The following is a 22,447-nucleotide window of genomic DNA, read 5'->3' as shown; positions in this document are numbered from 1 at the left end:
GAATGTTCGAGGCGGTCGAGGAACTGATCGGCGAACACGCCGATCTCGAGAAGAAGCTCGCCGACCCGTCGGTCCACGCCGACCAGGCCAACGCGCGCAAGCTCAACAAGCGCTACGCCGAGCTGACCCCGATCGTCGCGACGTACCGCTCCTGGAAGCAGACCGGGGACGACATCGAGACGGCGCGCGAGTTCGCCGCCGACGACCCCGACTTCGCCGCCGAGGTCAAGGACCTGGAGCGGCAGCGCGAGGAGATCACCGAGAAGCTGCGGCTGCTGCTCGTGCCCCGGGACCCGTCCGACGACAAGGACGTCATCCTGGAGATCAAGGCGGGCGCGGGCGGCGACGAGTCGGCCCTCTTCGCCGGCGACCTGCTGCGCATGTACCTGCGGTACGCGGAGCGCATCGGCTGGAAGACCGAGATCATCGACTCCACCGAGTCCGAGCTCGGCGGCTACAAGGACGTCCAGGTCGCCGTGAAGACCAAGGGCGGCAACGGCGCGACCGAACCCGGCCAGGGCGTCTGGGCGCGGCTGAAGTACGAGGGCGGCGTGCACCGCGTGCAGCGCGTGCCCTCCACCGAGTCGCAGGGGCGCATCCACACCTCTGCCGCCGGTGTCCTGGTGACGCCGGAGGCCGAGGAGATCGACGTCGAGATCCACGCCAACGACCTGCGCATCGACGTCTACCGCTCCTCGGGACCCGGCGGCCAGTCCGTCAACACCACCGACTCCGCCGTGCGCATCACCCACGTGCCGACCGGCGTCGTCGCCTCCTGCCAGAACGAGAAGAGCCAGCTGCAGAACAAGGAGCAGGCCATGCGCATCCTGCGTTCCAGGCTGCTCGCCGCCGCGCAGGAGGAGGCCGAGAGCAAGGCCGCCGACGCCCGCCGCAGCCAGGTCCGCACGGTCGACCGCTCCGAGAAGATCCGTACGTACAACTTCCCGGAAAACCGGATCTCGGACCACCGCGTCGGCTTCAAGGCGTACAACTTGGACCAGGTGCTCGACGGTGAACTCGACCCGGTGATCCAGGCCTGCGTCGACGCCGACTCCGCCGCCAAGCTCGCCGCCGCGTAAGGCACCCCCGCCGTACGCCCCCTTCACGACCGCCCCCGGAGGACCAGCGTGAACCTGCTGCTCGCGGAAGTGGCCCAGGCCACCCAGCGGCTGGCCGACGCCGGCGTGCCCTCGCCGCGCAACGACGCGGAGGAGCTCGCCGCCTTCGTGCACGGCGTGAAGCGGGGCGAGCTGCACTCCGTCAAGGATTCCGACTTCGACGCCCGCTACTGGGAGACGATCGCGCGCCGCGAGGCCCGTGAGCCGCTGCAGCACATCACCGGGCGGGCCTTCTTCCGCTATCTGGAGCTGCAGGTCGGACCCGGCGTCTTCGTGCCGCGCCCGGAGACCGAGTCCGTCGTCGGATGGGCCATAGACGCCGTCCGCGCGATGGACGTCGTCGAACCGCTCATCGTCGACCTGTGCACCGGCTCCGGCGCCATCGCCCTCGCCATGGCGCAGGAGGTGCCGCGCTCGCGGGTGCACGCCGTGGAGCTCTCCGAGGACGCCCTCACGTGGACGCGGAAGAACGTCGAGGGGTCCAGGGTCAAGCTCCGCCAGGGAGACGCCAGGGAGGCCTTCCCGGAGCTCGAAGGCCAGGTCGACCTCGTCATCTCCAACCCGCCGTACATCCCGCTCACCGAGTGGGAGTACGTCGCCCCCGAGGCCCGCGACTACGACCCCCAGCTGGCGCTCTTCTCCGGCGAGGACGGCCTGGAGCTGATCCGCGGCATCGAGCGCACCGCCCACCGGCTGCTGCGCCCCGGCGGGGTCGTCGTCATCGAGCACGCCGACACCCAGGGCGGCCAGGTCCCGTGGATCTTCACGGAGGAGCGGGGCTGGGCCGACGCGGCCGACCACCCCGACCTGAACAACCGCCCGCGCTTCGCGACCGCCCGCAAGGCGATGCCGTGAGCACCAACACGTCACGTCAGCAGTACGTTTCAGTGAGGAGTCCGGACTAATGGCACGGCGATACGACACCAACGACGCGACCGACCGTACGACCGGTCTGCGCGAGGCCGCGTCCGCCGTCCGCCGTGGCGAGCTGGTCGTGCTGCCCACCGACACCGTCTACGGCATCGGCGCCGACGCCTTCACCCCGGAGGCCTGCGCCGACCTGCTGGACGCCAAGGGCCGCGGCCGCAACATGCCCACCCCCGTCCTGATCGGCTCGCCGAACACGCTGCACGGCCTGGTCACCGACTTCTCCGAGATGGCCTGGGAGCTCGTCGACGCCTTCTGGCCCGGCGCCCTGACCCTCGTCGCCAAGCAGCAGCCGTCCCTGCAGTGGGACCTCGGCGACACCCGCGGCACGGTCGCCATCCGGATGCCGCTGCACCCCGTCGCCATCGAGCTGCTCACCGAGGTCGGCCCGATGGCCGTCTCCTCGGCCAACCTCACGGGACACCCCGCCCCCGAGGACTGCGACGCCGCGCAGGAGATGCTCGGCGACTCCGTCTCCGTCTACCTGGACGGCGGCCGCACCCCCGGCATCGTCCCGTCGTCGATCGTCGACGTCACGGGCAAGGTGCCGGTGCTGCTCCGCGCGGGCGCGCTCGACGCGGACGAGCTGCGCAAGGTGGTACCCGACCTCGAGGTGGCGAATTGACAGCCCCTGAGACGGGGCGTGGCATAGCGGGCTTCCCGGGATCCGCGGGCTCCTTCCGCATCCTCCACGTCAGCACCGGCAACGTCTGCCGCTCACCGATCACCGAGCGGCTGACCCGGCACGCCCTGGCCGACCGCCTCGGCGACCCCCTCACCGGCGGTCTGATCGTGGAGAGCGCGGGCACCTGGGGCCACGAGGGCGCCCCGATGGAGACCAACGCCGAGCAGGTCCTCGCCGACTTCGGCGCGGACCCCACCGGCTTCATGGGCCGCGAGCTCCTCGACGACCACGTCATCCGCGCCGACCTGGTCCTCACCGCGACCCGCGACCACCGCGCGCAGGTCATCTCCATGGGGCACTCGGCCGGCCTGCGCACGTTCACGCTCAAGGAGTTCACCCGCCTCGTACGGGCCATAGACCCGACGACCCTGCCGGAGCCGGACGGCAACGGCGTGGTGGAGCGCGCCCGCGCCCTGGTGCGGGCCGCCGCGGCGCTGCGCGGCTGGCTGCTCGCGCCGAGCGTGGAGGCCGACGAGGTGTACGACCCGTACGGGGCCCCCCTGCCGTTCTTCCGGTCGGTGGGCGACGAGATCAACCAGGCCCTCGACCCGGTGGTGACGGCGCTGACCGGGGTGGGCGCACACAGGTAGCCGCGGGCCCGCGCGCACCCGCCCGCGCAGGCCTACATTGGATCTGAGGTCACCCCTGCGAGGCCCGGAGCCCACGATGACGGTCAGCACCGCACCCACCGCCCCCGCGGCGTACACGGACCTCGACGCGCTGCGCCGGCAGGACCCCGAGCTCGCCGAGATCATCGTCGGCGAGCTCGCCCGCCAGTCCGACGCGCTGCAGCTGATCGCCGCCGAGAACTTCACCTCGACCGCGGTCCTCACCACGCTCGGCTCCCCGCTCGCCAACAAGTACGCCGAGGGCTACCCGGGCGCCCGGCACCACGGCGGCTGCGAGCTGGTCGACGCCGCCGAGCGGATCGCCGTGGACCGCGCCAAGGCGCTGTTCGGCGCCGAGCACGCCAACGTGCAGGCGCACTCCGGGTCGTCCGCGGTGCTCGCCGCGTACGCCGCGCTGCTGCGGCCCGGCGACACCGTCCTGGCGATGGGCCTGCCCTACGGCGGCCACCTCACGCACGGCTCGCCCGCGAACTTCTCCGGCCGGTGGTTCGACTTCGTCGGCTACGGCGTGGACCCCGAGAGCGGCCTCATCGACTACGACGAGGTGCACGCCCTGGCCCGCGCCCACCGCCCCAAGGCCCTGGTGTGCGGCTCGATCTCCTACCCGCGGCACATCGACTACGCGGCCTTCCGGGAGATCGCCGACGACGTGGGCGCGTACCTCATCGCCGACGCCGCGCACCCCATGGGCCTCGTCGCCGGGGGAGCGGCGCCCAGCCCCGTGCCGCACGCCGACGTCGTCTGCGCCACCACGCACAAGGTGCTGCGCGGCCCGCGCGGCGGCCTGCTGCTGTGCGGCGCGGACCTCGCGGAGCGGATCGACCGCGCGGTCTTCCCGTTCACCCAGGGCGGCGCGCAGATGCACACGATCGCGGCGAAGGCCGTGGCGTTCGGCGAGGCGGCGACACCGGCCTTCACGGCGTACGCCCATCAGGTGGTCGCGAACGCGCGGATCCTGGCCGGCGAACTGGCCGCGGGCGGCTTCGCGATCACCACCGGCGGCACGGACACGCACCTCATCCTGGCCGACCCCACGCCCCTCGGCGTGGACGCGCACACGGCCCGCGGCCGGCTCGCGGCGGCCGGCATCGTCCTGGACACCTGCGCCCTGCCGCACGGCGAACCGAGGGAGCGGGGCCTGCGCCTTGGCACGGCGGCGGTCACGACCCAGGGCATGACGGCCACGGAGCTGACCCGGGTGGCGGCCCTGCTGATCGCGGCGGTGCGCGAGCACGCGAACGTACGAGAAGAGGTGCGCGAACTGGTGGGAAGATTTCCGCCGTACCCGGGCCCGGCGATCCCGGCCTGATCCAGACGAAAGGGCCCGGGTCGGGGTGGCCGTGTCAGGGACCGACAGGTACCCGTGCAACCATCGTCGCTACCCGGAAGTCCCCAACCGTATGCGCGCAAAGCTAGGGTGTGGGGCTGAGATGGCCAGCGAGACCTGTGGGGAAGCCCGTGCGTGAATACCTCCTGACGCTCTGCATCACGGCCGCGGTGACCTACCTGCTGACCGGCCCGGTGCGGAAGTTCGCGATCGTGGCCGGCGCCATGCCGGAGATCCGCGCCCGTGACGTGCACCGGGAGCCCACGCCCCGGCTCGGGGGCATCGCGATGTTCTTCGGGCTCTGCGCGGGCCTGCTGGTCGCGGACCACCTGCCGAACCTGAACACCGTCTTCGAGAACTCCAACGAGCCGCGCGCGCTGCTCTCCGGAGCCGCGCTGATCTGGCTGATCGGTGTCCTCGACGACAAGTTCGAGATCGACGCCCTGATCAAGCTCGGCGGCCAGATGATCGCCGCGGGCGTCATGGTCATGCAGGGCCTCACGATCCTGTGGATCCCGGTCCCCGGCGTCGGCACGGTCTCACTGACCTCGGGCCAGGGCACGCTCCTGACGGTGGCGCTCGTCGTCATCACCATCAACGCCGTCAACTTCGTCGACGGTCTCGACGGCCTCGCTGCGGGCATGGTCTGCATCGCCTCGGCGGCGTCCTTCATGTACGCCTACCGCATCTGGTACGGCTACGGCATCGAGGCCGCGGCGCCCGCCACGCTCTTCGCCGCCATCCTCATGGGCATGTGCCTGGGCTTCCTGCCGCACAACATGCACCCCGCCCGCATCTTCATGGGCGACTCCGGCTCGATGCTCATCGGCCTCGTCCTCGCGGCCGGCGCCATCTCCGTCACCGGCCAGGTCGACCCGGACACGATGAGGCTGAACTTCGGCGGCGGCCGCGACGCGACCCACGCGATGCTGCCGGTCTTCATCCCGCTCCTGATGCCGCTCACGATCATCGCGATCCCCTTCGCCGACCTGGTCCTCGCGATCGTCCGGCGCACCTGGAACGGCAAGTCGCCGTTCGCCGCCGACCGCGGCCACCTCCACCACCGGCTCCTGCAGATCGGCCACTCGCACAGCCGCGCGGTGCTGATCATGTACTTCTGGTCGGCGCTCATCGCCTTCGGCACCGTCGCGTACTCGGTGCACTCGACGAGCGTGTGGATCCTGCTGCTCATCGTCGCGTTCAGCGGGCTCGGTCTCGTACTGCTCCTGCTGCCGCGCTTCACCCCGCGCACCCCGCGCTGGGCCGAGAACTTCGTGCCGCCGCGCTACCGGCGTCGCCGGGCGGCGGGACGGGACGTGGCCGGGGCGGCGCACGAGGCCGACGCGACGGATGAGACGGTGGGGGAAGGACGCGACGCGAGTGACCCGGATCAGAAGACTCCGGTCTCCGCGGGCGTCAACGGAGCGACTGCCGTCGGCGAGCGTTCCCACCTCTAGAACCGGTGGGACGTCCGAACGCCACGTTGACGCCCCGTTCGAAATCGCCCCAATACCAGACAACTTGCCGCTTCAGATGCACAGACGCGCGGATTACCTCTCATGTGTGACAGTGAGCACACCCAACAGGTAAAGACCTCATCAAATAGTTTGTGATACGGTTCACGAGATCCCGGGATAGAGCCGAAAGACCGTAGTGCGACGGTCGATTGGCCCGAGGGACCCTCTCGACCCGGGTCTACGCTCGTCCATGACGACACCCTGCCCCCATCAGTAAGCGGAGCGCCGCCATGCCGTCTCAAGACACCCGAACTCTCCTCCAGTCCGCCGTGCCCACGGCTGCCGTCGGCGCGATCGTCGCCGTGGTCAGTGGTGTGGTCGCCGGGGGCAAGGGGGTCATCGGGGCCGTTGTCGGCACGCTGGTCGTGATCGCGTTCATGGGGCTCGGGATGTTCGTCCTGCAGCGGACGGCCAAATCGCTTCCGCAGCTTTTTCAGGCGATGGGCTTGATGCTCTATGTCGCCCAACTGCTCTTGCTGCTCGTCTTTGTGGCGTTGTTCAAGGACACCACTCTGTTCAACCCGAAGGCGTTCGCCGTTGGCCTTGTGGTCGCCACCGTCGCATGGATGGGCGCTCAGGCCCGTGCACACATGAAGGCCAAGATCCTTTACGTCGAACCCGATTCCGACAACAGTGACAAGCCGGAGAAGTCGGGGTCTTCGACGTGAGGGGTAGGGCCGGGATAAATGCCCGTTCGAGATCCTGCTATCGTCCGGTGCCAACTGCGGCACTGCGGGCGCGGGCATCTGAGCTGACGCCTGCACGATCGCGAGGCTCGATGCCTGAATGCCGCTCACACTTCCGAAACACCAGTCCGGTGCCGACCCGCGGCTGCGCGCCGCGCCGACACGACAACGAGGTTGCCGTACCTATGCGTCACGCCGAAGGAGCCCGCGGTGAGTGCTGACCAAACTGAGCTCGCCTTTGACTGGAGCTGTCGGATCATGTCCGACAACGGCTGTGGCTTCCCGGCTCCGGGCCTGCACTCGTTCCTCTTCAAGCCGATCTTCACGGCCGGTGGGTTCGAGTTCAACAAGGTAATGCTGCTGGCCCTGTTGGCGACGCTCATCGTCGTGACGTTCTTCTACGCCGCGTTCGGCAAGGCGAAGCTCGTCCCCGGCAAGCTGCAGATGATCGGCGAGGCCGGCTACGACTTCGTACGCCGAGGCATCGTCTACGAGACCCTCGGCAAGAAGGAGGGCGAGAAGTACGTCCCCCTGATGGTCTCGATGTTCTTCTTCATCTGGATCATGAACATCTGGTCCGTGGTTCCGCTGGCCCAGTTCCCGGTCTCGTCGATCTTCGCCTACCCAGTGGTGCTCGCGGCGATCGTCTACCTGATCTGGCTGCCGCTGACCTTCAAGCGCCATGGCTTCGTCGGTGGTTGGAAGAACGTCACCGGTTACGACAACTCGCTCGGCCCGATCAAGTGGCTCGTGTCGTTCATCGAGTTCTTCTCGAACCTGCTGGTGCGGCCGTTCACCCACTCCGTGCGACTCTTCGCCAACATGTTCGCCGGTCACCTGATGCTGGTCATGTTCACCGTGGCCTCCTGGTACCTGCTGAACAGCTGGATGATCCCGGCCGCCGGCGTCTCCTTCGTGATGACCATGGCCATGGTCATCTTCGAGCTTTTCGTGCAGGCCGTTCAGGCGTACGTCTTCGTGCTCCTCGCCTGCACCTACATCCAGGGCGCTGTCTCCGAGCACCACTGAGTCAGCCCGCCCTCAAGCCCCCAGATCGCCCGGTGGCCAACCCCCACCGGTCCATGAAAGAGAAGGAAGAACCGGCATGTCCGCTCTCCAGACCCTTGCCGCCAGCGAAGTCACCGGCTCCCTCGGTTCCATCGGTTACGGCCTCGCCGCGATCGGCCCCGGCATCGGCGTCGGCATCGTCTTCGGTAACGGCACGCAGGCGCTCGCTCGTCAGCCCGAGGCCGCCGGCCTGATCCGCGCCAACCAGATCCTGGGCTTCGCCTTCTGTGAGGCGCTCGCCCTCATCGGCATCGTTATGCCGTTCGTGTTCGGCCAGTAATTACTGCTAGCTGACACTTTCGACGAAAGGCACTGATGTGATCGCCAACCTGGTTCAGCTGGCGGCCGAGGAGAAGCAGAACCCGCTGATCCCGCCCGGCCCCGAGCTGCTCGTCGGCACACTGGCCTTCGCCATTGTCTTCTTCTTCTTCTGGAAGAAGCTCCTCCCGAACATCAACAAGGTTCTGGACGAGCGCCGGGAGGCGATCGAAGGCGGTATCGAGAAGGCCGAGGCCGCGCAGACCGAGGCCCAGAGCGTTCTTGAGCAGTACAAGGCTCAGCTCGCCGAGGCCCGGCACGAGGCCGCGCGTCTGCGCCAGGAGGCGCAGGAGCAGGGCGCCACGCTCATCGCCGAGATGCGGGCCGAGGGCCAGCGTCAGCGCGAGGAGATCGTCGCCGCCGGGCACGCCCAGATCGAGGCCGACCGCAAGGCCGCCGCGCAGGCGCTGCGTCAGGACGTCGGCCAGCTGGCCACCGACCTGGCCGGCAAGCTCGTCGGCGAGTCCCTCGAGGACCACGCCCGGCAGAGCCGCACGATCGACCGTTTCCTCGACGAGCTCGAGGAGAAGGCCGAGGCTGCTCGATGACAGCGCACGGAGCGAGCCGCGAGGCCCTGGCCGCCGCGCGCGAGCGCCTCGACGCGCTGACGGACAGCACCTCGGTCGACGCCAAGCGGCTCGCGGACGAGCTGGCGGCCGTCACGGCCCTGTTCGCCCGCGAGGTCTCGCTGCGTCGGGTCCTGACCGACCCGGCGCAGTCCGGCGAGGCCAAGGCCGAGCTTGCGGCGCGCCTGCTGTCCGGGCAGGTGGGCGGCGAGGCCGCCGACCTGGTCGCCGGCATGGTGCGCTCGCGCTGGTCGCAGTCGCGTGACCTGGTGGACGCCATCGAGGAGCTCGCCAACCTCGCCGACCTGACCGGTGCGCAGAAGACGGGCGCGCTGGACAACGTCGAGGACGAGCTGTTCCGGTTCGGCCGGATCGTCGCCTCGAGCACCGGCCTGCGGGCCGCGCTGACCGACCGCGCCGCGACCGGTTCGGCCAAGAGCGAGCTGCTGCGCAGCCTGCTCGGCGGCCGCGCCGAGGACGTCACGGAGCGGCTGATCGAGCGCCTTGTGACCGCGCCGCGTGGACGTAGCCTGGAAGAGGGACTCGAGTCCCTCTCCAAGCTGGCCGCGGACCGCCGCAACCGCATGGTCGCCGTCGTCACCTCCGCCGTTCCGCTCTCGGACCGGCAGAAGGAGCGTCTCGGCGCCGTCCTGGCCAAGGTGTACGGACGTCCGATGCACCTCAACCTCGACGTGGACCCCGAGGTCCTCGGCGGGATCACGGTCCAGGTGGGTGACGAGGTCATCAACGGCAGCGTCGCGGACCGCATCGCGGAAGCCGGTCGCCGCGTGGCCGGCAGTTAAGACAACAAGCACGACCTACGGCCCTAGTTGGGCCGTGCAGAGGATTCCTGGGGGCTGACCCCAGACCCCCCAAGAAAACTTCGGGCCCAACAAGGAGAGCAGGGAACCCAGATGGCGGAGCTCACGATCCGGCCGGAGGAGATCCGGGACGCGCTGGAGAACTTTGTCCAGGCGTACAAGCCGGACGCGGCCTCGCGCGAGGAGGTCGGTACGGTCACCGTCGCCGGCGACGGTATTGCCAAGGTCGAGGGCCTGCCCTCGGCGATGGCGAACGAGCTGCTGAAGTTCGAGGACGGCACCCTCGGCCTCGCGCTGAACCTCGAAGAGCGCGAGATCGGCGCCGTCGTCCTCGGCGAGTTCAGCGGTATCGAGGAGGGCCAGCCGGTGCAGCGCACCGGTGAGGTGCTCTCCGTCGCCGTGGGCGAGGGCTACCTCGGCCGCGTCGTCGACCCGCTCGGCACCCCGATCGACGGCCTCGGCGAGATCGAGACCAGCGGACGTCGCGCCCTCGAGCTGCAGGCCCCCACGGTCATGCAGCGCAAGTCGGTGCACGAGCCGATGGAGACCGGCTACAAGGCCGTCGACGCGATGACCCCGATCGGCCGTGGCCAGCGTCAGCTGATCATCGGTGACCGTCAGACCGGCAAGACCGCCCTGGCCGTCGACACGATCATCAACCAGCGCGACAACTGGCGCTCGGGCGACGTGAACAAGCAGGTGCGCTGCATCTACGTCGCCATCGGTCAGAAGGGCTCCACCATCGCCTCCGTGCGCGGTGCCCTCGAAGAGGCCGGCGCGCTGGAGTACACGACCATCGTCGCCGCCCCGGCGTCCGACCCGGCCGGCTTCAAGTACCTGGCGCCGTACACCGGTTCGGCCATCGGCCAGCAGTGGATGTACGAGGGCAAGCACGTCCTCATCATCTTCGACGACCTCTCCAAGCAGGCCGACGCCTACCGCGCCGTGTCCCTGCTGCTCCGCCGCCCGCCGGGGCGCGAGGCCTACCCGGGTGACGTCTTCTACCTGCACTCGCGTCTGCTCGAGCGCTGCGCGAAGCTCTCGGACGAGCTGGGCAAGGGCTCGATGACCGGTCTGCCGATCGTCGAGACCAAGGCGAACGACGTGTCGGCGTTCATCCCGACCAACGTCATCTCCATCACCGACGGCCAGTGCTTCCTGGAGTCGGACCTCTTCAACGCCGGTCAGCGCCCCGCGCTGAACGTCGGTATCTCCGTCTCCCGAGTCGGTGGTTCCGCGCAGCACAAGGCGATGAAGCAGGTCTCCGGACGGCTGCGCGTGGACCTCGCCCAGTTCCGTGAGCTGGAGGCGTTCGCCGCCTTCGGTTCCGACCTGGACGCGGCGTCCAAGGCCCAGCTCGAGCGCGGCCAGCGCATGGTCGAGCTGCTCAAGCAGCCGCAGTACGAGCCGATGGCGACCGAGGACCAGGTCGTCTCCGTGTGGGCCGGTACGACGGGCCGCATGGACGAGGTGCCCGTCAAGGACATCCGCCGCTTCGAGCGCGAGCTCCTGGAGTACCTGCACCGCAAGGAGCAGGGCCTCATGACCTCCATCAAGGAGGGCGGCAAGATGTCGGACGACACCCTGCAGGCCGTCGGCGACGCCATCGCGGAGTTCAAGAAGCAGTTCGAGACCTCGGACGGGAAGCTTCTCGGCGAGGACGCTCCGGCCGCCGCCAAGTGACGTAAGGAAGGGACCTGACTCATGGGAGCCCAGCTCCGGGTCTACAAGCGTCGCATCCGATCCGTCACCGCGACCAAGAAGATCACGAAGGCGATGGAGATGATCGCCGCCTCGCGCGTCGTCAAGGCGCAGCGCAAGGTGGCGGCCTCCACGCCGTACGCGACCGAGCTCACCCGCGCGGTCACGGCGGTCGGCACTGGTTCGAACACGAAGCACCCGCTGACGACCGAGGCGGAGACGGCGACCCGTTCCGCGGTTCTGCTCCTCACGAGCGACCGCGGACTGGCCGGCGCCTTCAACTCCAACGCCATCAAGGCCGCCGAGCAGCTCACCGAGCGTCTCGAGGCCGAGGGCAAGGAGGTCGACACGTACATCGTCGGCCGCCGCGGTCTGTCCCACTACAACTTCCGCGAGCGCAAGGTCGCGGAGTCGTGGTCGGGCTTCACCGACGAGCCCACGTACGCGGACGCCAAGAAGGTCGCGGTGCCGCTGATCGAGGCCATCGAGAAGGAGACGGCTGAGGGCGGCGTGGACGAGATCCACATCGTCTACACCGAGTTCATCTCGATGATGACGCAGACGGCCATCGACGGCCGGCTGCTGCCGCTCAGCCTCGAGGACGTCGCGGAGGAGTCGCCCACCAAGGGTGAGCTTCTTCCGCTGTACGACTTCGAGCCGTCGGCGGAGGACGTCCTCGACGCCCTGCTGCCGCGCTACGTCGAGAGCCGTATCTACAACGCGATGCTCCAGTCGGCTGCCTCCAAGCACGCCGCCACGCGCCGCGCGATGAAGTCGGCGACCGACAACGCCGGGGATCTGATCAACAGCCTCTCCCGGCTTGCCAACGCGGCCCGCCAGGCCGAAATCACCCAGGAAATCAGCGAGATCGTCGGCGGCACAGCAGCCCTGGCCGACGCGACCGCGGGGAGTGACAAGTAATGACGACCACTGTTGAGACGGCCGTTGCCACGGGCCGCGTCGCCCGGGTCATCGGCCCGGTCGTCGACGTGGAGTTCCCCGTCGACGCGATGCCGGAGATCTACAACGCGCTGCACGCCCAGGTCGACGACCCGGCCACGCCGGGCGAGAAGAAGACGCTGACCCTCGAGGTCGCCCAGCACCTGGGTGACGGCGTGGTCCGCGCGATCTCGATGCAGCCCACCGACGGCCTGGTCCGCCAGGCGCCCGTCACCGACACCGGCAAGGGCATCTCGGTGCCGGTCGGCGACGTGACCAAGGGCCGGGTGTTCAACACCCTCGGCGAGGTCCTGAACGACGACCCGTCCACGGTCGCCGACGCCGAGCGCTGGACGATCCACCGCAAGGCCCCGGCCTTCGACCAGCTCGAGTCCAAGACCGAGATGTTCGAGACCGGCCTGAAGGTCGTCGACCTTCTCACCCCGTACGTCAAGGGTGGAAAGATCGGTCTGTTCGGTGGTGCCGGTGTCGGCAAGACCGTGCTGATCCAGGAAATGATCGTCCGTGTGGCCAAGCTGCACGACGGTGTCTCCGTCTTCGCCGGTGTCGGCGAGCGCACCCGTGAGGGCAACGACCTCATGGTCGAGATGGAGGAAGCCGGCGTTCTGGACAAGACCGCGCTGGTCTTCGGCCAGATGGACGAGCCGCCGGGCACGCGTCTGCGCGTCGCCCTGGCCGGTCTGACCATGGCGGAGTACTTCCGCGATGTGCAGAAGCAGGACGTGCTGTTCTTCATCGACAACATCTTCCGCTTCACGCAGGCCGGTTCCGAGGTCTCGACCCTGCTCGGCCGCATGCCCTCCGCGGTGGGCTACCAGCCGAACCTGGCCGACGAGATGGGTCTCCTCCAGGAGCGCATCACCTCGACCCGCGGTCACTCGATCACCTCGATGCAGGCGATCTACGTCCCCGCGGACGACCTGACCGACCCGGCCCCGGCCACCACGTTCGCCCACCTCGACGCGACGACGGTGCTTTCCCGTCCGATCTCGGAGAAGGGCATCTACCCGGCCGTGGACCCGCTGGACTCCACGTCCCGCATCCTGGACCCGCGCTACATCGCGCAGGACCACTACAACACCGCCATGCGTGTCAAGGGGATCCTCCAGAAGTACAAGGACCTCCAGGACATCATCGCGATCCTCGGCATCGACGAGCTCAGCGAAGAGGACAAGCTCGTCGTCGCCCGTGCCCGTCGCGTGGAGCGCTTCCTGTCGCAGAACACCCACGCCGCCAAGCAGTTCACCGGCGTGGACGGCTCGGACGTCTCCCTCGAGGAGTCGATCACGGCCTTCAACGCGATCTGCGACGGCGAGTACGACCACTTCCCCGAGCAGGCCTTCTTCATGTGCGGTGGTCTCGAGGACCTCAAGAAGAACGCCAAGGAGCTCGGCGTCTCCTGAGCCTTCGCTCGATCCGGAGAGGGGCGGGGACACCCCGCGCAGGGGCCGTGTCCCGCCCCTCTCCGTACGCCCACTAGAATTTGACCCAACACCCGGCGAAGCCGCCGGGTGGTGACCCGAGGAGCCACCCTTGGCTGCTGAGCTGCATGTCGAGCTGGTCGCAGCGGACCGCAGTGTCTGGTCCGGTGAGGCCACCCTGGTCGTCGCGCGCACCACGTCCGGCGACATCGGCGTCATGCCCGGTCACCAGCCGCTGCTCGGTGTGCTGGAATCGGGCCCGGTGACCATTCGTACGAGCGACGGCGGCACGGTCGTCGCCGCCGTCCACGGAGGATTCATCTCCTTCGCGGACGACAAGCTGTCGCTGCTGGCCGAGATCGCGGAGCTGTCCGACGAGATCGACGTCCAGCGCGCGGAGCGGGCGCTGGAGCGCGCGAAGTCGGAGGCCGACGCCTCCGCCGAGCGGCGTGCCGACGTCCGACTGCGTGCGGCGACGCGCTGACCTCAGCGCGCGCGGCGTAACGTGACTCAGCCGCGGCCAGGTCCGGGAACATTCCGGACCGGGTCGCGGCTGAGGCAATGCGGGTGCAATGTGTTGGTCCGTTGTCGGCCCTTCGGCCGACGGTAGAGGCGAGGAGGTCGGTGCCGATGATCCTCACTCTGCTCGTGTGCGGACTTGCTTTGATCGTGCTGGTGTTGGTGGGGCTCTTCGTCTTCGGACTGCGGCGCCGGCTGATCCAGCGCTCCGGCGGCACCTTCGACTGCAGCCTGCGCTGGAACGCCCCGGAGAAGGGCGACACCTCCGGCAAGGGCTGGGGGTACGGGGTCGCCCGCTACAACGGCGACCGGGTCGAGTGGTACCGCGTCTTCTCGTACGCGCCGCGGCCCCGCCGGGTCCTGGAGCGCTCGGCCATCGAGGTCGTGGACCGGCGCGCGCCGGACGGCGAGGAGGAACTGGCCCTGCTCTCCGACGCGATCGTCCTCGGCTGTCTGCACCGTGGCTCCCGCCTGGAACTGGCGATGAGCGAGGACGCCCTGACGGGTTTCCTGGCCTGGCTGGAGGCGGCACCGCCGGGCCAGCGCGTGAACGTGGCTTAGGCGCAGTCTCCCAGGGGCGCGGGGAACTGCGCGACCAGCCACGAACAACCCGCAGCCGCGAAACATGAGAAGCCGGGAAGACAGGGGGCGAACCCGTCTTCCCGGCTTCGTTCGTGGAACGGCCCCGAGGACTACTTGAGGCCGTCGTTGATGGCAGACACCAGCTCACCGTTGGCCGTGTCGCCGCTGAACTCCCAGAAGAACGCGCCGCCGAGCCCCTGCTGCTTGGCCCACGTCATCTTCGCCCGCACCGTCGCGGGGGTGTCGTAGGACCACCAGTTGGTGCCGCAGTGGGCATACGCGGTCCCGGCCACCGTGCCGTTGGACGGGCAGGAGTTCTTGAGGACCTTGTAGTCCTCGATGCCCGCCTCGTACGTCCCGGGCGCCGCGCCCGTGGCCGTGCCGCCCGGCTCCTTCTGGGTGACACCCGTCCACCCGCGGCCGTAGAAGCCGATGCCGAGCAGGAGCTTGGCCGAGGGGACGCCCTTCGCCTTCAGCTTGGCGATGGCGGCGGCGGAGTTGAAGCCCTCCTTCGGGATGCCCGGGTAGGACGTGAGCGGGGAGTGCGGGGCCGTCGGGCCCTTCGCGTCCCACGCGCCGAAGAAGTCGTACGTCATCACGTTGTACCAGTCGGCGTACTGCGAGGCGCCGCCGTAGTCGGCCAGGTCGAGCTTGCCGCCGTCCGAGCCGTCCGCGGAGATGGCGGCGGTGACGAGGTTCTTGGCGCCGAACTCGTTGCGGAAGGCCTGCATCATGGTCTTGAAGACGGCCGGGCCGCTGGTGTCGCAGGACAGACCGCAGGCGTTCGGGTACTCCCAGTCCAGGTCGATGCCGTCGAAGACGTCGGCCCAGCGCGGGTCCTCGACCAGGTCGTGGCAGGACTTGGCGAAGGCCGCCGGGTTCTTCATGGCGTCGGTGAAGCCGCCGGACCAGGTCCAGCCGCCGAAGGACCAGAGGATCTTGACGTTCGGGTACTTGGCCTTGAGCTTGCGCAGCTGGTTGAAGTTGCCGCGCAGCGGCTGGTCCCAGGTGTCGGCGACGCCGTCGACGCTCTGGTCGGCGGTGTAGGCCTTGTCGATCGCCGCGTAGGAGTCGCCCATGGTGCACTTGCCGCCCTGGACGTTGCCGAAGCTGTAGTTGATGTGCGTGATCTTGTCCGCCGAGCCGGAGGTCGCGATGTTCTTCGCGTGGTAGTTGCGCTGGTAGACGCCCCACTCGGTGAAGTAGCCGAGCTTGACCTTGTCGCCGGGCTCGGGGTCGGGGCCGCCGCCGCCCGTGGTGCGGACCTTGACGGCGCCGCTCGCGGGACCCGTCTGGTCGGCGGTGTCACGGGCCTGGACGGTGTACGAGTAGTCGGTGCCGGCGGTCAGTCCGGTGTCGCCGTACGAGGTGCCGGTGACCGTGGCGACCTTGGCGCCGTCGCGCAGGACGTCGTAGTTCTTGACGCCCTTGTCGTCGGTGGCGGCCTTCCAGTCGAGCTTGACCGCGGTGTCGGTGATGCCGGACGCGGTCGGGGTGCCGGGTGCGCTCGGCGGGTTGTCACCGGGGACGCTGCCGCCGTCGCAGCTCGCGCCGTTCAGCTCGCACTTGGACGGGGCGCCGGGACCGCTGCCGTTGAACCCGAAGGAGACCGAGGCGCCGGGGGCGAGCGTCCCGTTCCAGCCGAGGTTCTTGGCGGTCCAGCGGGTGCCGGAGTTGGTGACGGTGGCGTCCCAGGCGGAGGTCACCTTGGTGTCGGAGGGGAAGTCCCAGGCGACGTTCCAGGAGCTGATCGCGGTGGTGCCGGTGTTCTTGATGGTCCACTTGCCCTCGAAGCCGTTGCCCCAGTCCTGGGTCTTGGCGTACGTGGCGGTGGCCGCGGGCGCGGCGTCCGGGGCGGCCTCGGCGGATCCGCCGAGGGCCACCAGGGTGGCGAGCGGGAGCAGCAGTGTGGTGACCGCCGCCACGGCCCGGTGTCTGGATCGGACTCTCGGGCGTGCGGTGCTGTGAGTGAAGCGCACGAGTGCTCCTCGGGTGAGTTCCGGGGGGTCTGAGGGGTTGGGACCCTGCGCCGCCCGTGAGCACGTGGACACGTGGGGGAGTGCTCACCGCAGTGCGGTGAGAATAGAAAGGTCTGGACCATCGGTCAAGAGGTCTGTACCAGTGGCCGGTTCGCGCCGGTCGAAACCTCGGCCGCGCCGGTCAGACGCCCAACTCCTGCGCCAGTACGGCGGCTTGGACCCGGCTGCGCAGTTCCAGCTTGCCGAGCATCCGGCTGACGTGCGTCTTCACCGTCGCCTCCGCCATGGCGAGCCGGGCGGCGATCTCCGCGTTCGACAGGCCCTCGCCGATGCAGGAGAGCACCTCGCGCTCGCGGCGGGTGAGGCTGTCGAGGACGGCCGGGTCCGGCGCGTTCTGGTCCCGTACGGCCCTAGAGGGGGCGCCGAACTCGGCGATCAGCCGACGGGTGACGGCCGGCGCGATGAGCCCCTCGCCGCGCGCGACCGTACGGACGCCCTCCAGGAGGTCCTTCGCCTCGGTGTTCTTCAGCAGGAAGCCGGCGGCGCCCGCGCGCAGCGCCCCGAACACATACGCGTCGAGGTCGAAGGTGGTCAGGACCAGGACGTCGGCGAGCCGCTCGGCGACGACCTGCCGGGTCGCCGCCACCCCGTCCATGCGCGGCATCTGGATGTCCATCAGGACCAGGTCGGGGCGGAGTTCGCGGGCGAGCGCGACGGCCTCCTCGCCGTCAGCGGCCTCGCCGACGACCTCGATGTCGGGGGCGCTGCGCAGGATCAGCACCAGCCCCGCGCGCACGGCCGACTGGTCTTCGGCGACCAACACCCGGATCATTCCTTGGCTCCTTCGTCCGCGGGGTCGACGGGCAGGGTCGCGCAGACGTTCCAGACCTTGCCGTCGGGGCTGCTCTCGGGGCCCGACTCGAAGGCGCCGCCGAGGAGTTCGGTGCGCTCGCGCATGCCGACGAGCCCGGCTCCCGAGCCCGGCGCGCGGGGCCCCGAGCGATCGCCGTACGGGCTGCTCACCCGGATCGTCAGGGCGCGCGGCAGCTGCTCGATGGCGACCGTGACGACGCCGGGCGAGGCGTGCTTGAGTGCGTTCGTCAGGGATTCCTGCACGATCCGGTAGGCCGCGAGCTCCACGGGCGCTGGCAGCTTCGGGCCCGCGGGGGTGCGGGCGTCGTCGAGCGCGACGTCGAGGCCGTTGGTGCGGAAACCGTCGAGCAGGGCGGTCAGGCCCTCCAGGGTGGGCGCGGCTGCCGGTTCCAGGTCGCCGCTCTGGTCGCGCAGGATGCCGATGAGGCGGCGCATCTCGGCGAGCCCCTCGACGCTGTTCTCGCGGATGACGGCGAGCGCGTCCCTGCTCGTCGCCGGATCGTCGAGGGAGAGCGCGGCCGTGGAGTGGATGGCGATCGCGGAGAGGTGGCCCGCGACCATGTCGTGCAGTTCGCGGGCCATCCGCGCGCGCTCGGCGGAGACGGCCTGGACGCGGTCCATCTCGGCGAGCAGCGCGGTCTGTTCGGCCCGCAGCTTGGCCGCGGCCGTCGCCTCGCGGTGGTTGCGCACCAGGACGCCGGTGGCGGCGGGGGTGAAGGCCACGATCGCGGTCGCCACGCCGAGCAGGACGGCCTGCGGGTCCTGCCACCAGGCGAGGAAGGCGATGGTCAGGGCCACCGTGATGAGGCCGGTGGTGATCGGGATGCGCCGGGCGGCGGCCGGGGTCCCGTAGACGACGGCCGCGTACATGATGTCCGTGAACATCAGGATCGACGCGAGGTTGCCCGCCGTGAACTGGTCGGCCACCAGCGCGAAGGTGGCGACGACGAGGGCGAACTGCGGTCTGCTGCTGCGCAGCAGTTCGAGCCCGGCCAGGACGAGGAGCGGCACCAGCGCCCAGTGGGTGCCCAGCGGCCGGCCGCTCTGCGACTCGAGGCCGAGCGCCCACAGCGCGAGCCCGCACAGCAGGCTGCCCACGGCGATCTGCACGTCGACGCGCTGCGGGCGGGGGAGGGTCGGGGCCATGCGTCCATCCAACACGGTGGGGTGGTGGCCTGCCTGGTCCTGAGGGAGGAACCGCCCGCTACATCGAAGGATGCAGTGCCGTTTCGTCACTGACGACGATGATCGTGACCCGGTGCGACGGAAGTCTGGAGGGGTGAACGAGAGGAGAGCGTCGTGATCGTCGCGCTGATCATCATCTGCGAGGCCGGCTTCTGGGTGCTGCTGGCCGCCGGGCTCGTCCTGCGTTACTGGGCGAAGATGCCGCGTGCGAGCGTGGCCGTGCTGCTGTGCGAGCCGCTGCTCGAAGTCCTGCTGTTCGTCGTCACCGCGATCGACCTGAAGAACGGCGCCGAGCCGGACTGGAAGCACGGCCTGGCCGCCGTGTACATCGGCTACTCGATCGCCCTGGGCCACTACACGGTCAAGTGGGTCGACGTCCGCGTCGCCCACCGCTTCGCGGGCGGCCCCGCCCCTTCGACCCCGAAGTACGGCGCGGCCCGCGCCGTCCACGAGTGGAAGATCGCCGCCCGCTGGGTCCTCGCCGCCCTCATCGCGATGGCGCTGTTGCAGGGCGCCATCTGGTACGTGGGCGGGGACGGCGAGGTCTCCTCGCTGCGGATGTGGCAGCAGCGGATGCTGTGGGTGATCGGGATCAACGTCATCATCGCCGGGACGTACACGCTCTTCCCGAAGAAGGCGCCCGTCGGGGCGTGAGGCCTACCGTTCGCCGCCCGGCACCCACAGGACGTCGCCGACCGTCTTGTTCGCCGTACGGGCGAGGATGAAGAGCAGGTCGGAGAGGCGGTTGAGGTAGGTGGCGGTGAGCGGGTTCATGCTGCCGTTCTCCGCACCGGAGCCGTGCACCTCGAAGGCGGCCCAGGTCGAGCGCTCGGCCCGCCGCACCACCGTGCACGCCTGGTGCAGCAGGGCCGCGCCGGGTGTGCCGCCCGGCAGGATGAAGCTGCGGAGCTTCTCCAGCTCCTCCAGGAAGCGGTCGCAGTCCGCCTCCAGTTTGTCGATGTAGGACTGCTCGACGCGCAGCGGCGGGTACTTCGGGTCCTCGACGACGGGGGTGGAGAGGTCGGCGCCCACGTCGAAGAGGTCGTTCTGCACCCGGACCAGGACCTTGACGACCTCCGCGTCGAGCTGACCGAGGGCGATCGCCGTGCCGATCGCGGCGTTGGCCTCGTTGGCGTCCGCGTACGCCGCGATCCGCAGATCGGTCTTGGCGGTGCGGCTCATGTCGCCGAGGGCGGTGGTGCCCTGGTCGCCGGTCCTGGTGTAGATGCGCGTCAGATTGACCATGGGGTCAGCCTAGTTACGCGCCCGCCCTGCGGAAGACACGTGTGCCCACCGTCACGGACCCGAGCGTGAGGGCCGCCGCCGTCAGGACGCCGTACAGCATCGCCGTGCTCGCGTAGTCACCCACGTACGCGGCCCGCACCGCGTCCACCAGATAGCGGAACGGCATGAAGTGCGAGAGCACGTCCAGCCAGCCGGGCGCGAGCGCCATCGGCAGCATCAGGCCGGAGAGCAGCATCGCGGGCATGCTGACGGCGTTGACGACGGGACCGAACTCGTGCGGCTTGGAGACGAGCATCGCGAGCGCGTACGAGAGGGACGCGAGGACGATCGTCAGGACCCCGACGAAGGCGAAGCCGACGAGGATCCCGGCGAGCGGCGCCCGCAGCCCCATCGCCACGGCCGCGAGGACGAGCAGCACCGCCTGGAAGACGAAGAGCGCGGCGTCGCGGAGCACCCGGCCGAGCAGCAGCGCGAGCCGGCTGACCGGCGTCACCCGCATCCGCTCCACCACCCCGAACTGCTTCTCGATGATGAGCGCGAACCCGCTGTACGAGGCGCCGAACAGGCCGAGTTGGAGCAGCAGCCCCGGCACGAGCACCTGCCAGGAGTCGCCGCGCGAGCCGAGCGGCAGGCCGGTCAGGAGCGGGCCGAAGAAGAGCAGGTAGAGCAGCGGCATCAGGACGCCGAAGAGGATCTGGAACGGGGAGCGCAGGGTCTGGCGGGCGTACCGCCCGAAGATCAGCGCGGTGTCGGTGAGAAACGCAGACATAGGTGGAATCCCGTGGGGTGTGAGGGCTCAGACGGCGGCCGGTGCCGCGTCCTTGGGGGTGAGGTCGCGCCCGGTGATCGCAAGGAACGTGTCCTGGAGCGAGGCGTCGATGGACCCGCCGTACCGCAGCTTGAGCGCGCTCGGCATGCCCTCGGCGACCACGACGCCCTTGTCGATGATCACCAGGCGGTCGCAGAGCGCGTCGGCCTCGTCGAGGTAGTGGGTGGTCAGGACGACGGTGGTGCCGTGGTCGTCGCGCAGCCGCCGCACCAGCGCCCACAGGTCGGCCCTGCTGCCCGGGTCGAGCCCCGTCGTCGGTTCGTCGAGGAAGAGGACCTCGGGCCGGTGCATGAGGCCCATGGCGATGTCCAGGCGCCGCCGCTGACCGCCGGAGAGGGTCGCGCAGGGGCGGTCGAGGAAGTCGGTGAGGCCGAGGTCGTCCGCCAACTCGCTCGCGCGCGCCGTGGCGTGATCCTTCGTCAGGCGGTAGAGGCGGCCCTGGGTGACCAGTTCCTCGCGTACGGAGATGCTGAGGTCGACGCCGCCCGACTGGGCCACGTACCCGATCGCGCGCCGCACGGCGGCCGGGTCGCGGGCCAGGTCGTGGCCGGCGACGGTGGCCGCGCCGCCGGTGGGGGCCAGGAGCGTGGTCAGCATGCGCAGCGTCGTCGTCTTGCCCGCGCCGTTGGGTCCGAGGAAGCCGAGGATCTCGCCGGCGGCGACGGTGAGGTCGATGCCGCGCACGGCGTCGACGGGGCCGCGCTTGGTCCGGAAGGTCCGGGTGAGTCCGGCCGTGCTGATGATTGCCATGGCGACCACAAAAACAGAGTCTCTTAAATTCTGCAATCGCCCCAAGTTTTCAGTTCCCCAAGAAAGGGGCCGTAGGGTGGGGCCATGGCTGAAGGTCTCAGGGAGCGCAAGAAGCGGCAGACGAAGCAGCGGATCTCGGACATCGCGACCGGGCTCTTCCTGGAGCACGGCTTCGTCACGGTGACCGTCGCGGACGTCGCGGAAGCCGCCGACGTCTCCGTGAACACGGTCTACAACTACTTCCCGGCCAAGGAGGACCTCTTCCTCGACCGGGGCGGCGACGTCGTCGACCGGCTCTCCCGCCACGTCCGCGGCCGCCGCGCCGGGGAGTCCGCGGCCGACGCCGTCCTGCGCGAGCTGCGCACCGACGTGGAGGGCGTCTCGCCGACCGTCGGGCTCTTCCCCGGCTGGGCCGACTTCATGAAGGTCATCACCGAGGCGCACGCCCTGCGCTCCCGGCTCTGGGCCATCCAGCAGGAGGCCCTCGACAACCTCACCAGGACCCTCGCCGAGGAGACCGGGGCCGCCGAGGGCGACCCGCTGCCCGGGCTCGTCGCGGGTCAGCTCTCCTGGGTGCACAGCACGCTGATGGCGTGGATCGGCGACGAGATGACCAAGGGCCGGCCGCCGGCCGAAGTCTCCCGTGACGCCCTCGGCCTGCTGGACGAGATGGAGGACCTGCTGAGCGAGAAGGTCCTCAACTACGCGCCGCGCGCCGCCGAATGACACGTACCGGGTGCG

The 22,447-nt window shown here is 69.6% G+C and carries 24 protein-coding genes; 18 read left to right on the top strand and 6 right to left on the bottom strand.

Translation table 11 applies throughout. The annotated features are described in order from the left end of the window. The first annotated feature begins 2 nt into the window (after nucleotides 1–2). The 16 genes from prfA (at nucleotide 3) to ACFYO9_RS02015 (ending at nucleotide 14,824) form a co-directional block, all read left to right on the top strand. Nucleotides 3–1,079, top strand: a complete 1,077-nt coding sequence (prfA, locus tag ACFYO9_RS02090) for a peptide chain release factor 1 (RefSeq protein WP_355802801.1) — start codon at nucleotides 3–5, stop codon at nucleotides 1,077–1,079. A gap of 48 nt (nucleotides 1,080–1,127) precedes the next feature. Next, nucleotides 1,128–1,973 (top strand): peptide chain release factor N(5)-glutamine methyltransferase, encoded by an 846-nt coding sequence (gene prmC / locus ACFYO9_RS02085; RefSeq protein WP_355802799.1) that lies wholly within the window; start codon nucleotides 1,128–1,130, stop codon nucleotides 1,971–1,973. 49 nt (nucleotides 1,974–2,022) lie between these two features. Continuing rightward, a complete protein-coding gene (locus ACFYO9_RS02080) occupies nucleotides 2,023–2,670 on the top strand; it encodes an L-threonylcarbamoyladenylate synthase (RefSeq protein WP_355802798.1) in 648 nt (215 codons plus the stop codon). Further along, on the top strand, nucleotides 2,667–3,320 hold the full coding sequence (locus ACFYO9_RS02075; RefSeq protein ID WP_355802796.1) for a protein-tyrosine-phosphatase: 654 nt from the start codon (nucleotides 2,667–2,669) through the stop codon (nucleotides 3,318–3,320). Before ACFYO9_RS02080 ends, ACFYO9_RS02075 begins: the two co-directional genes overlap by 4 nt. 76 nt (nucleotides 3,321–3,396) lie before the next feature. Further along, nucleotides 3,397–4,668 (top strand): serine hydroxymethyltransferase, encoded by a 1,272-nt coding sequence (gene glyA, locus ACFYO9_RS02070; protein ID WP_355802795.1) that lies wholly within the window; start codon nucleotides 3,397–3,399, stop codon nucleotides 4,666–4,668. A 149-nt stretch (nucleotides 4,669–4,817) separates the two neighbouring features. Next, complete coding sequence (locus ACFYO9_RS02065; RefSeq protein WP_355802793.1) at nucleotides 4,818–6,143, top strand: MraY family glycosyltransferase; 1,326 nt, start codon at nucleotides 4,818–4,820, stop codon at nucleotides 6,141–6,143. Nucleotides 6,144–6,433: 290 nt separating this feature from the next. Beyond that, nucleotides 6,434–6,871: a hypothetical protein gene (locus tag ACFYO9_RS02060; protein WP_355802792.1), complete on the top strand. Its 438-nt coding sequence runs from the start codon at nucleotides 6,434–6,436 to the stop codon at nucleotides 6,869–6,871. 276 nt (nucleotides 6,872–7,147) lie between these two features. Continuing rightward, nucleotides 7,148–7,918, top strand: coding sequence for a F0F1 ATP synthase subunit A (atpB, locus tag ACFYO9_RS02055; RefSeq protein ID WP_355804134.1), 771 nt, complete (start codon nucleotides 7,148–7,150; stop codon nucleotides 7,916–7,918). A gap of 76 nt (nucleotides 7,919–7,994) precedes the next feature. Further along, nucleotides 7,995–8,237 carry an ATP synthase F0 subunit C gene (gene atpE / locus ACFYO9_RS02050; protein WP_355802790.1) on the top strand — a complete coding sequence of 81 codons (243 nt, stop codon included), beginning with the start codon at nucleotides 7,995–7,997 and terminating at the stop codon, nucleotides 8,235–8,237. Between the two features lie 37 nt (nucleotides 8,238–8,274). Continuing rightward, nucleotides 8,275–8,823, top strand: a complete 549-nt coding sequence (locus ACFYO9_RS02045; protein ID WP_355802788.1) for a F0F1 ATP synthase subunit B — start codon at nucleotides 8,275–8,277, stop codon at nucleotides 8,821–8,823. Beyond that, on the top strand, nucleotides 8,820–9,644 hold the full coding sequence (locus ACFYO9_RS02040; RefSeq protein WP_355802787.1) for a F0F1 ATP synthase subunit delta: 825 nt from the start codon (nucleotides 8,820–8,822) through the stop codon (nucleotides 9,642–9,644). The genes ACFYO9_RS02045 and ACFYO9_RS02040 overlap by 4 nt, the downstream gene beginning before the upstream one ends. 111 nt (nucleotides 9,645–9,755) lie before the next feature. Next, nucleotides 9,756–11,345, top strand: a complete 1,590-nt coding sequence (gene atpA, locus ACFYO9_RS02035; RefSeq protein WP_355802785.1) for a F0F1 ATP synthase subunit alpha — start codon at nucleotides 9,756–9,758, stop codon at nucleotides 11,343–11,345. A gap of 21 nt (nucleotides 11,346–11,366) precedes the next feature. Further along, a complete protein-coding gene (locus ACFYO9_RS02030) occupies nucleotides 11,367–12,284 on the top strand; it encodes a F0F1 ATP synthase subunit gamma (protein ID WP_355802783.1) in 918 nt (305 codons plus the stop codon). Next, complete coding sequence (gene atpD / locus ACFYO9_RS02025; protein ID WP_355802782.1) at nucleotides 12,284–13,726, top strand: F0F1 ATP synthase subunit beta; 1,443 nt, start codon at nucleotides 12,284–12,286, stop codon at nucleotides 13,724–13,726. Before ACFYO9_RS02030 ends, atpD begins: the two co-directional genes overlap by 1 nt. A 130-nt stretch (nucleotides 13,727–13,856) precedes the next feature. Next, a complete protein-coding gene (locus ACFYO9_RS02020; protein ID WP_355802780.1) occupies nucleotides 13,857–14,228 on the top strand; it encodes a F0F1 ATP synthase subunit epsilon in 372 nt (123 codons plus the stop codon). 146 nt (nucleotides 14,229–14,374) lie between these two features. Next, entirely contained in the window at nucleotides 14,375–14,824 is a 450-nt protein-coding gene (locus ACFYO9_RS02015; protein WP_355802778.1) for a DUF2550 domain-containing protein, read from the top strand. 131 nt (nucleotides 14,825–14,955) lie between these two features. Here ACFYO9_RS02015 and ACFYO9_RS02010 read toward each other — a convergent pair whose 3' ends face one another. From ACFYO9_RS02010 to ACFYO9_RS02000, 3 genes are all read right to left on the bottom strand, one after another. Further along, on the bottom strand, nucleotides 14,956–16,770 hold the full coding sequence (locus tag ACFYO9_RS02010; RefSeq protein ID WP_355802776.1) for a glycoside hydrolase family 18 chitinase: 1,815 nt from the start codon (nucleotides 16,768–16,770) through the stop codon (nucleotides 14,956–14,958). Between the two features lie 235 nt (nucleotides 16,771–17,005). Next, nucleotides 17,006–17,656 (bottom strand): response regulator transcription factor, encoded by a 651-nt coding sequence (locus ACFYO9_RS02005; protein WP_355802774.1) that lies wholly within the window; start codon nucleotides 17,654–17,656, stop codon nucleotides 17,006–17,008. Then, on the bottom strand, nucleotides 17,653–18,843 hold the full coding sequence (locus tag ACFYO9_RS02000; protein ID WP_358776824.1) for a histidine kinase: 1,191 nt from the start codon (nucleotides 18,841–18,843) through the stop codon (nucleotides 17,653–17,655). Before ACFYO9_RS02000 ends, ACFYO9_RS02005 begins: the two co-directional genes overlap by 4 nt. Nucleotides 18,844–18,996: 153 nt before the next feature. Between ACFYO9_RS02000 and ACFYO9_RS01995 the strand changes: the two genes are divergently transcribed. Continuing rightward, nucleotides 18,997–19,536, top strand: a complete 540-nt coding sequence (locus ACFYO9_RS01995) for a hypothetical protein (RefSeq protein ID WP_355802771.1) — start codon at nucleotides 18,997–18,999, stop codon at nucleotides 19,534–19,536. Nucleotides 19,537–19,539: 3 nt separating this feature from the next. Here ACFYO9_RS01995 and ACFYO9_RS01990 read toward each other — a convergent pair whose 3' ends face one another. The 3 genes from ACFYO9_RS01990 to ACFYO9_RS01980 are packed head-to-tail and all read right to left on the bottom strand — an operon-like array spanning nucleotide 19,540 to nucleotide 21,706. Further along, nucleotides 19,540–20,127, bottom strand: a complete 588-nt coding sequence (locus tag ACFYO9_RS01990; RefSeq protein WP_358776823.1) for a cob(I)yrinic acid a,c-diamide adenosyltransferase — start codon at nucleotides 20,125–20,127, stop codon at nucleotides 19,540–19,542. Between the two features lie 13 nt (nucleotides 20,128–20,140). Continuing rightward, the gene (locus tag ACFYO9_RS01985) at nucleotides 20,141–20,896 is read right to left on the bottom strand and encodes an ABC transporter permease (protein ID WP_358776822.1); all 756 of its coding nucleotides are present in this window, start codon (nucleotides 20,894–20,896) and stop codon (nucleotides 20,141–20,143) included. 27 nt (nucleotides 20,897–20,923) lie between these two features. Then, the gene (locus ACFYO9_RS01980; protein ID WP_358776821.1) at nucleotides 20,924–21,706 is read right to left on the bottom strand and encodes an ATP-binding cassette domain-containing protein; all 783 of its coding nucleotides are present in this window, start codon (nucleotides 21,704–21,706) and stop codon (nucleotides 20,924–20,926) included. 84 nt (nucleotides 21,707–21,790) lie between these two features. On the opposite strand from ACFYO9_RS01980, the gene ACFYO9_RS01975 reads away from it, so the two are divergent. Then, nucleotides 21,791–22,432: a TetR/AcrR family transcriptional regulator gene (locus ACFYO9_RS01975; protein ID WP_358776820.1), complete on the top strand. Its 642-nt coding sequence runs from the start codon at nucleotides 21,791–21,793 to the stop codon at nucleotides 22,430–22,432. Nucleotides 22,433–22,447: the final 15 nt, after the last annotated feature.

The organism is Streptomyces sp. NPDC005863, assembly GCF_042871345.1.
Taxonomy (GTDB): Bacteria; Actinomycetota; Actinomycetes; order Streptomycetales; family Streptomycetaceae; genus Streptomyces.
The sequence above is the reverse complement of the archived record's forward strand: the minus strand, read 5'-3'. Positions and strand labels throughout refer to the sequence as shown.

Bases quoted from the DNA above. Each gene is read 5' to 3' on its own strand.
- ACFYO9_RS01975 (WP_358776820.1), top strand. From the start codon at position 21,791: ATGGCTGAAGGTCTCAGGGAGCGCAAGAAGCGGCAGACGAAGCAGCGG.
- ACFYO9_RS01990 (WP_358776823.1), bottom strand. From the start codon at position 20,127: ATGGTCAATCTGACGCGCATCTACACCAGGACCGGCGACCAGGGCACC.
- ACFYO9_RS02015 (WP_355802778.1), top strand. From the start codon at position 14,375: ATGATCCTCACTCTGCTCGTGTGCGGACTTGCTTTGATCGTGCTGGTG.
- prfA (WP_355802801.1), top strand. From the start codon at position 3: ATGTTCGAGGCGGTCGAGGAACTGATCGGCGAACACGCCGATCTCGAG.
- ACFYO9_RS02005 (WP_355802774.1), bottom strand. From the start codon at position 17,656: ATGATCCGGGTGTTGGTCGCCGAAGACCAGTCGGCCGTGCGCGCGGGG.
- atpA (WP_355802785.1), top strand. From the start codon at position 9,756: ATGGCGGAGCTCACGATCCGGCCGGAGGAGATCCGGGACGCGCTGGAG.
- atpB (WP_355804134.1), top strand. From the start codon at position 7,148: ATGTCCGACAACGGCTGTGGCTTCCCGGCTCCGGGCCTGCACTCGTTC.
- ACFYO9_RS02000 (WP_358776824.1), bottom strand. From the start codon at position 18,843: ATGGCCCCGACCCTCCCCCGCCCGCAGCGCGTCGACGTGCAGATCGCC.
- atpE (WP_355802790.1), top strand. From the start codon at position 7,995: ATGTCCGCTCTCCAGACCCTTGCCGCCAGCGAAGTCACCGGCTCCCTC.
- ACFYO9_RS02030 (WP_355802783.1), top strand. From the start codon at position 11,367: ATGGGAGCCCAGCTCCGGGTCTACAAGCGTCGCATCCGATCCGTCACC.
- atpD (WP_355802782.1), top strand. From the start codon at position 12,284: ATGACGACCACTGTTGAGACGGCCGTTGCCACGGGCCGCGTCGCCCGG.
- ACFYO9_RS01980 (WP_358776821.1), bottom strand. From the start codon at position 21,706: ATGGCAATCATCAGCACGGCCGGACTCACCCGGACCTTCCGGACCAAG.
- ACFYO9_RS02080 (WP_355802798.1), top strand. From the start codon at position 2,023: ATGGCACGGCGATACGACACCAACGACGCGACCGACCGTACGACCGGT.
- ACFYO9_RS02040 (WP_355802787.1), top strand. From the start codon at position 8,820: ATGACAGCGCACGGAGCGAGCCGCGAGGCCCTGGCCGCCGCGCGCGAG.
- ACFYO9_RS02060 (WP_355802792.1), top strand. From the start codon at position 6,434: ATGCCGTCTCAAGACACCCGAACTCTCCTCCAGTCCGCCGTGCCCACG.
- glyA (WP_355802795.1), top strand. From the start codon at position 3,397: ATGACGGTCAGCACCGCACCCACCGCCCCCGCGGCGTACACGGACCTC.
- ACFYO9_RS01985 (WP_358776822.1), bottom strand. From the start codon at position 20,896: ATGTCTGCGTTTCTCACCGACACCGCGCTGATCTTCGGGCGGTACGCC.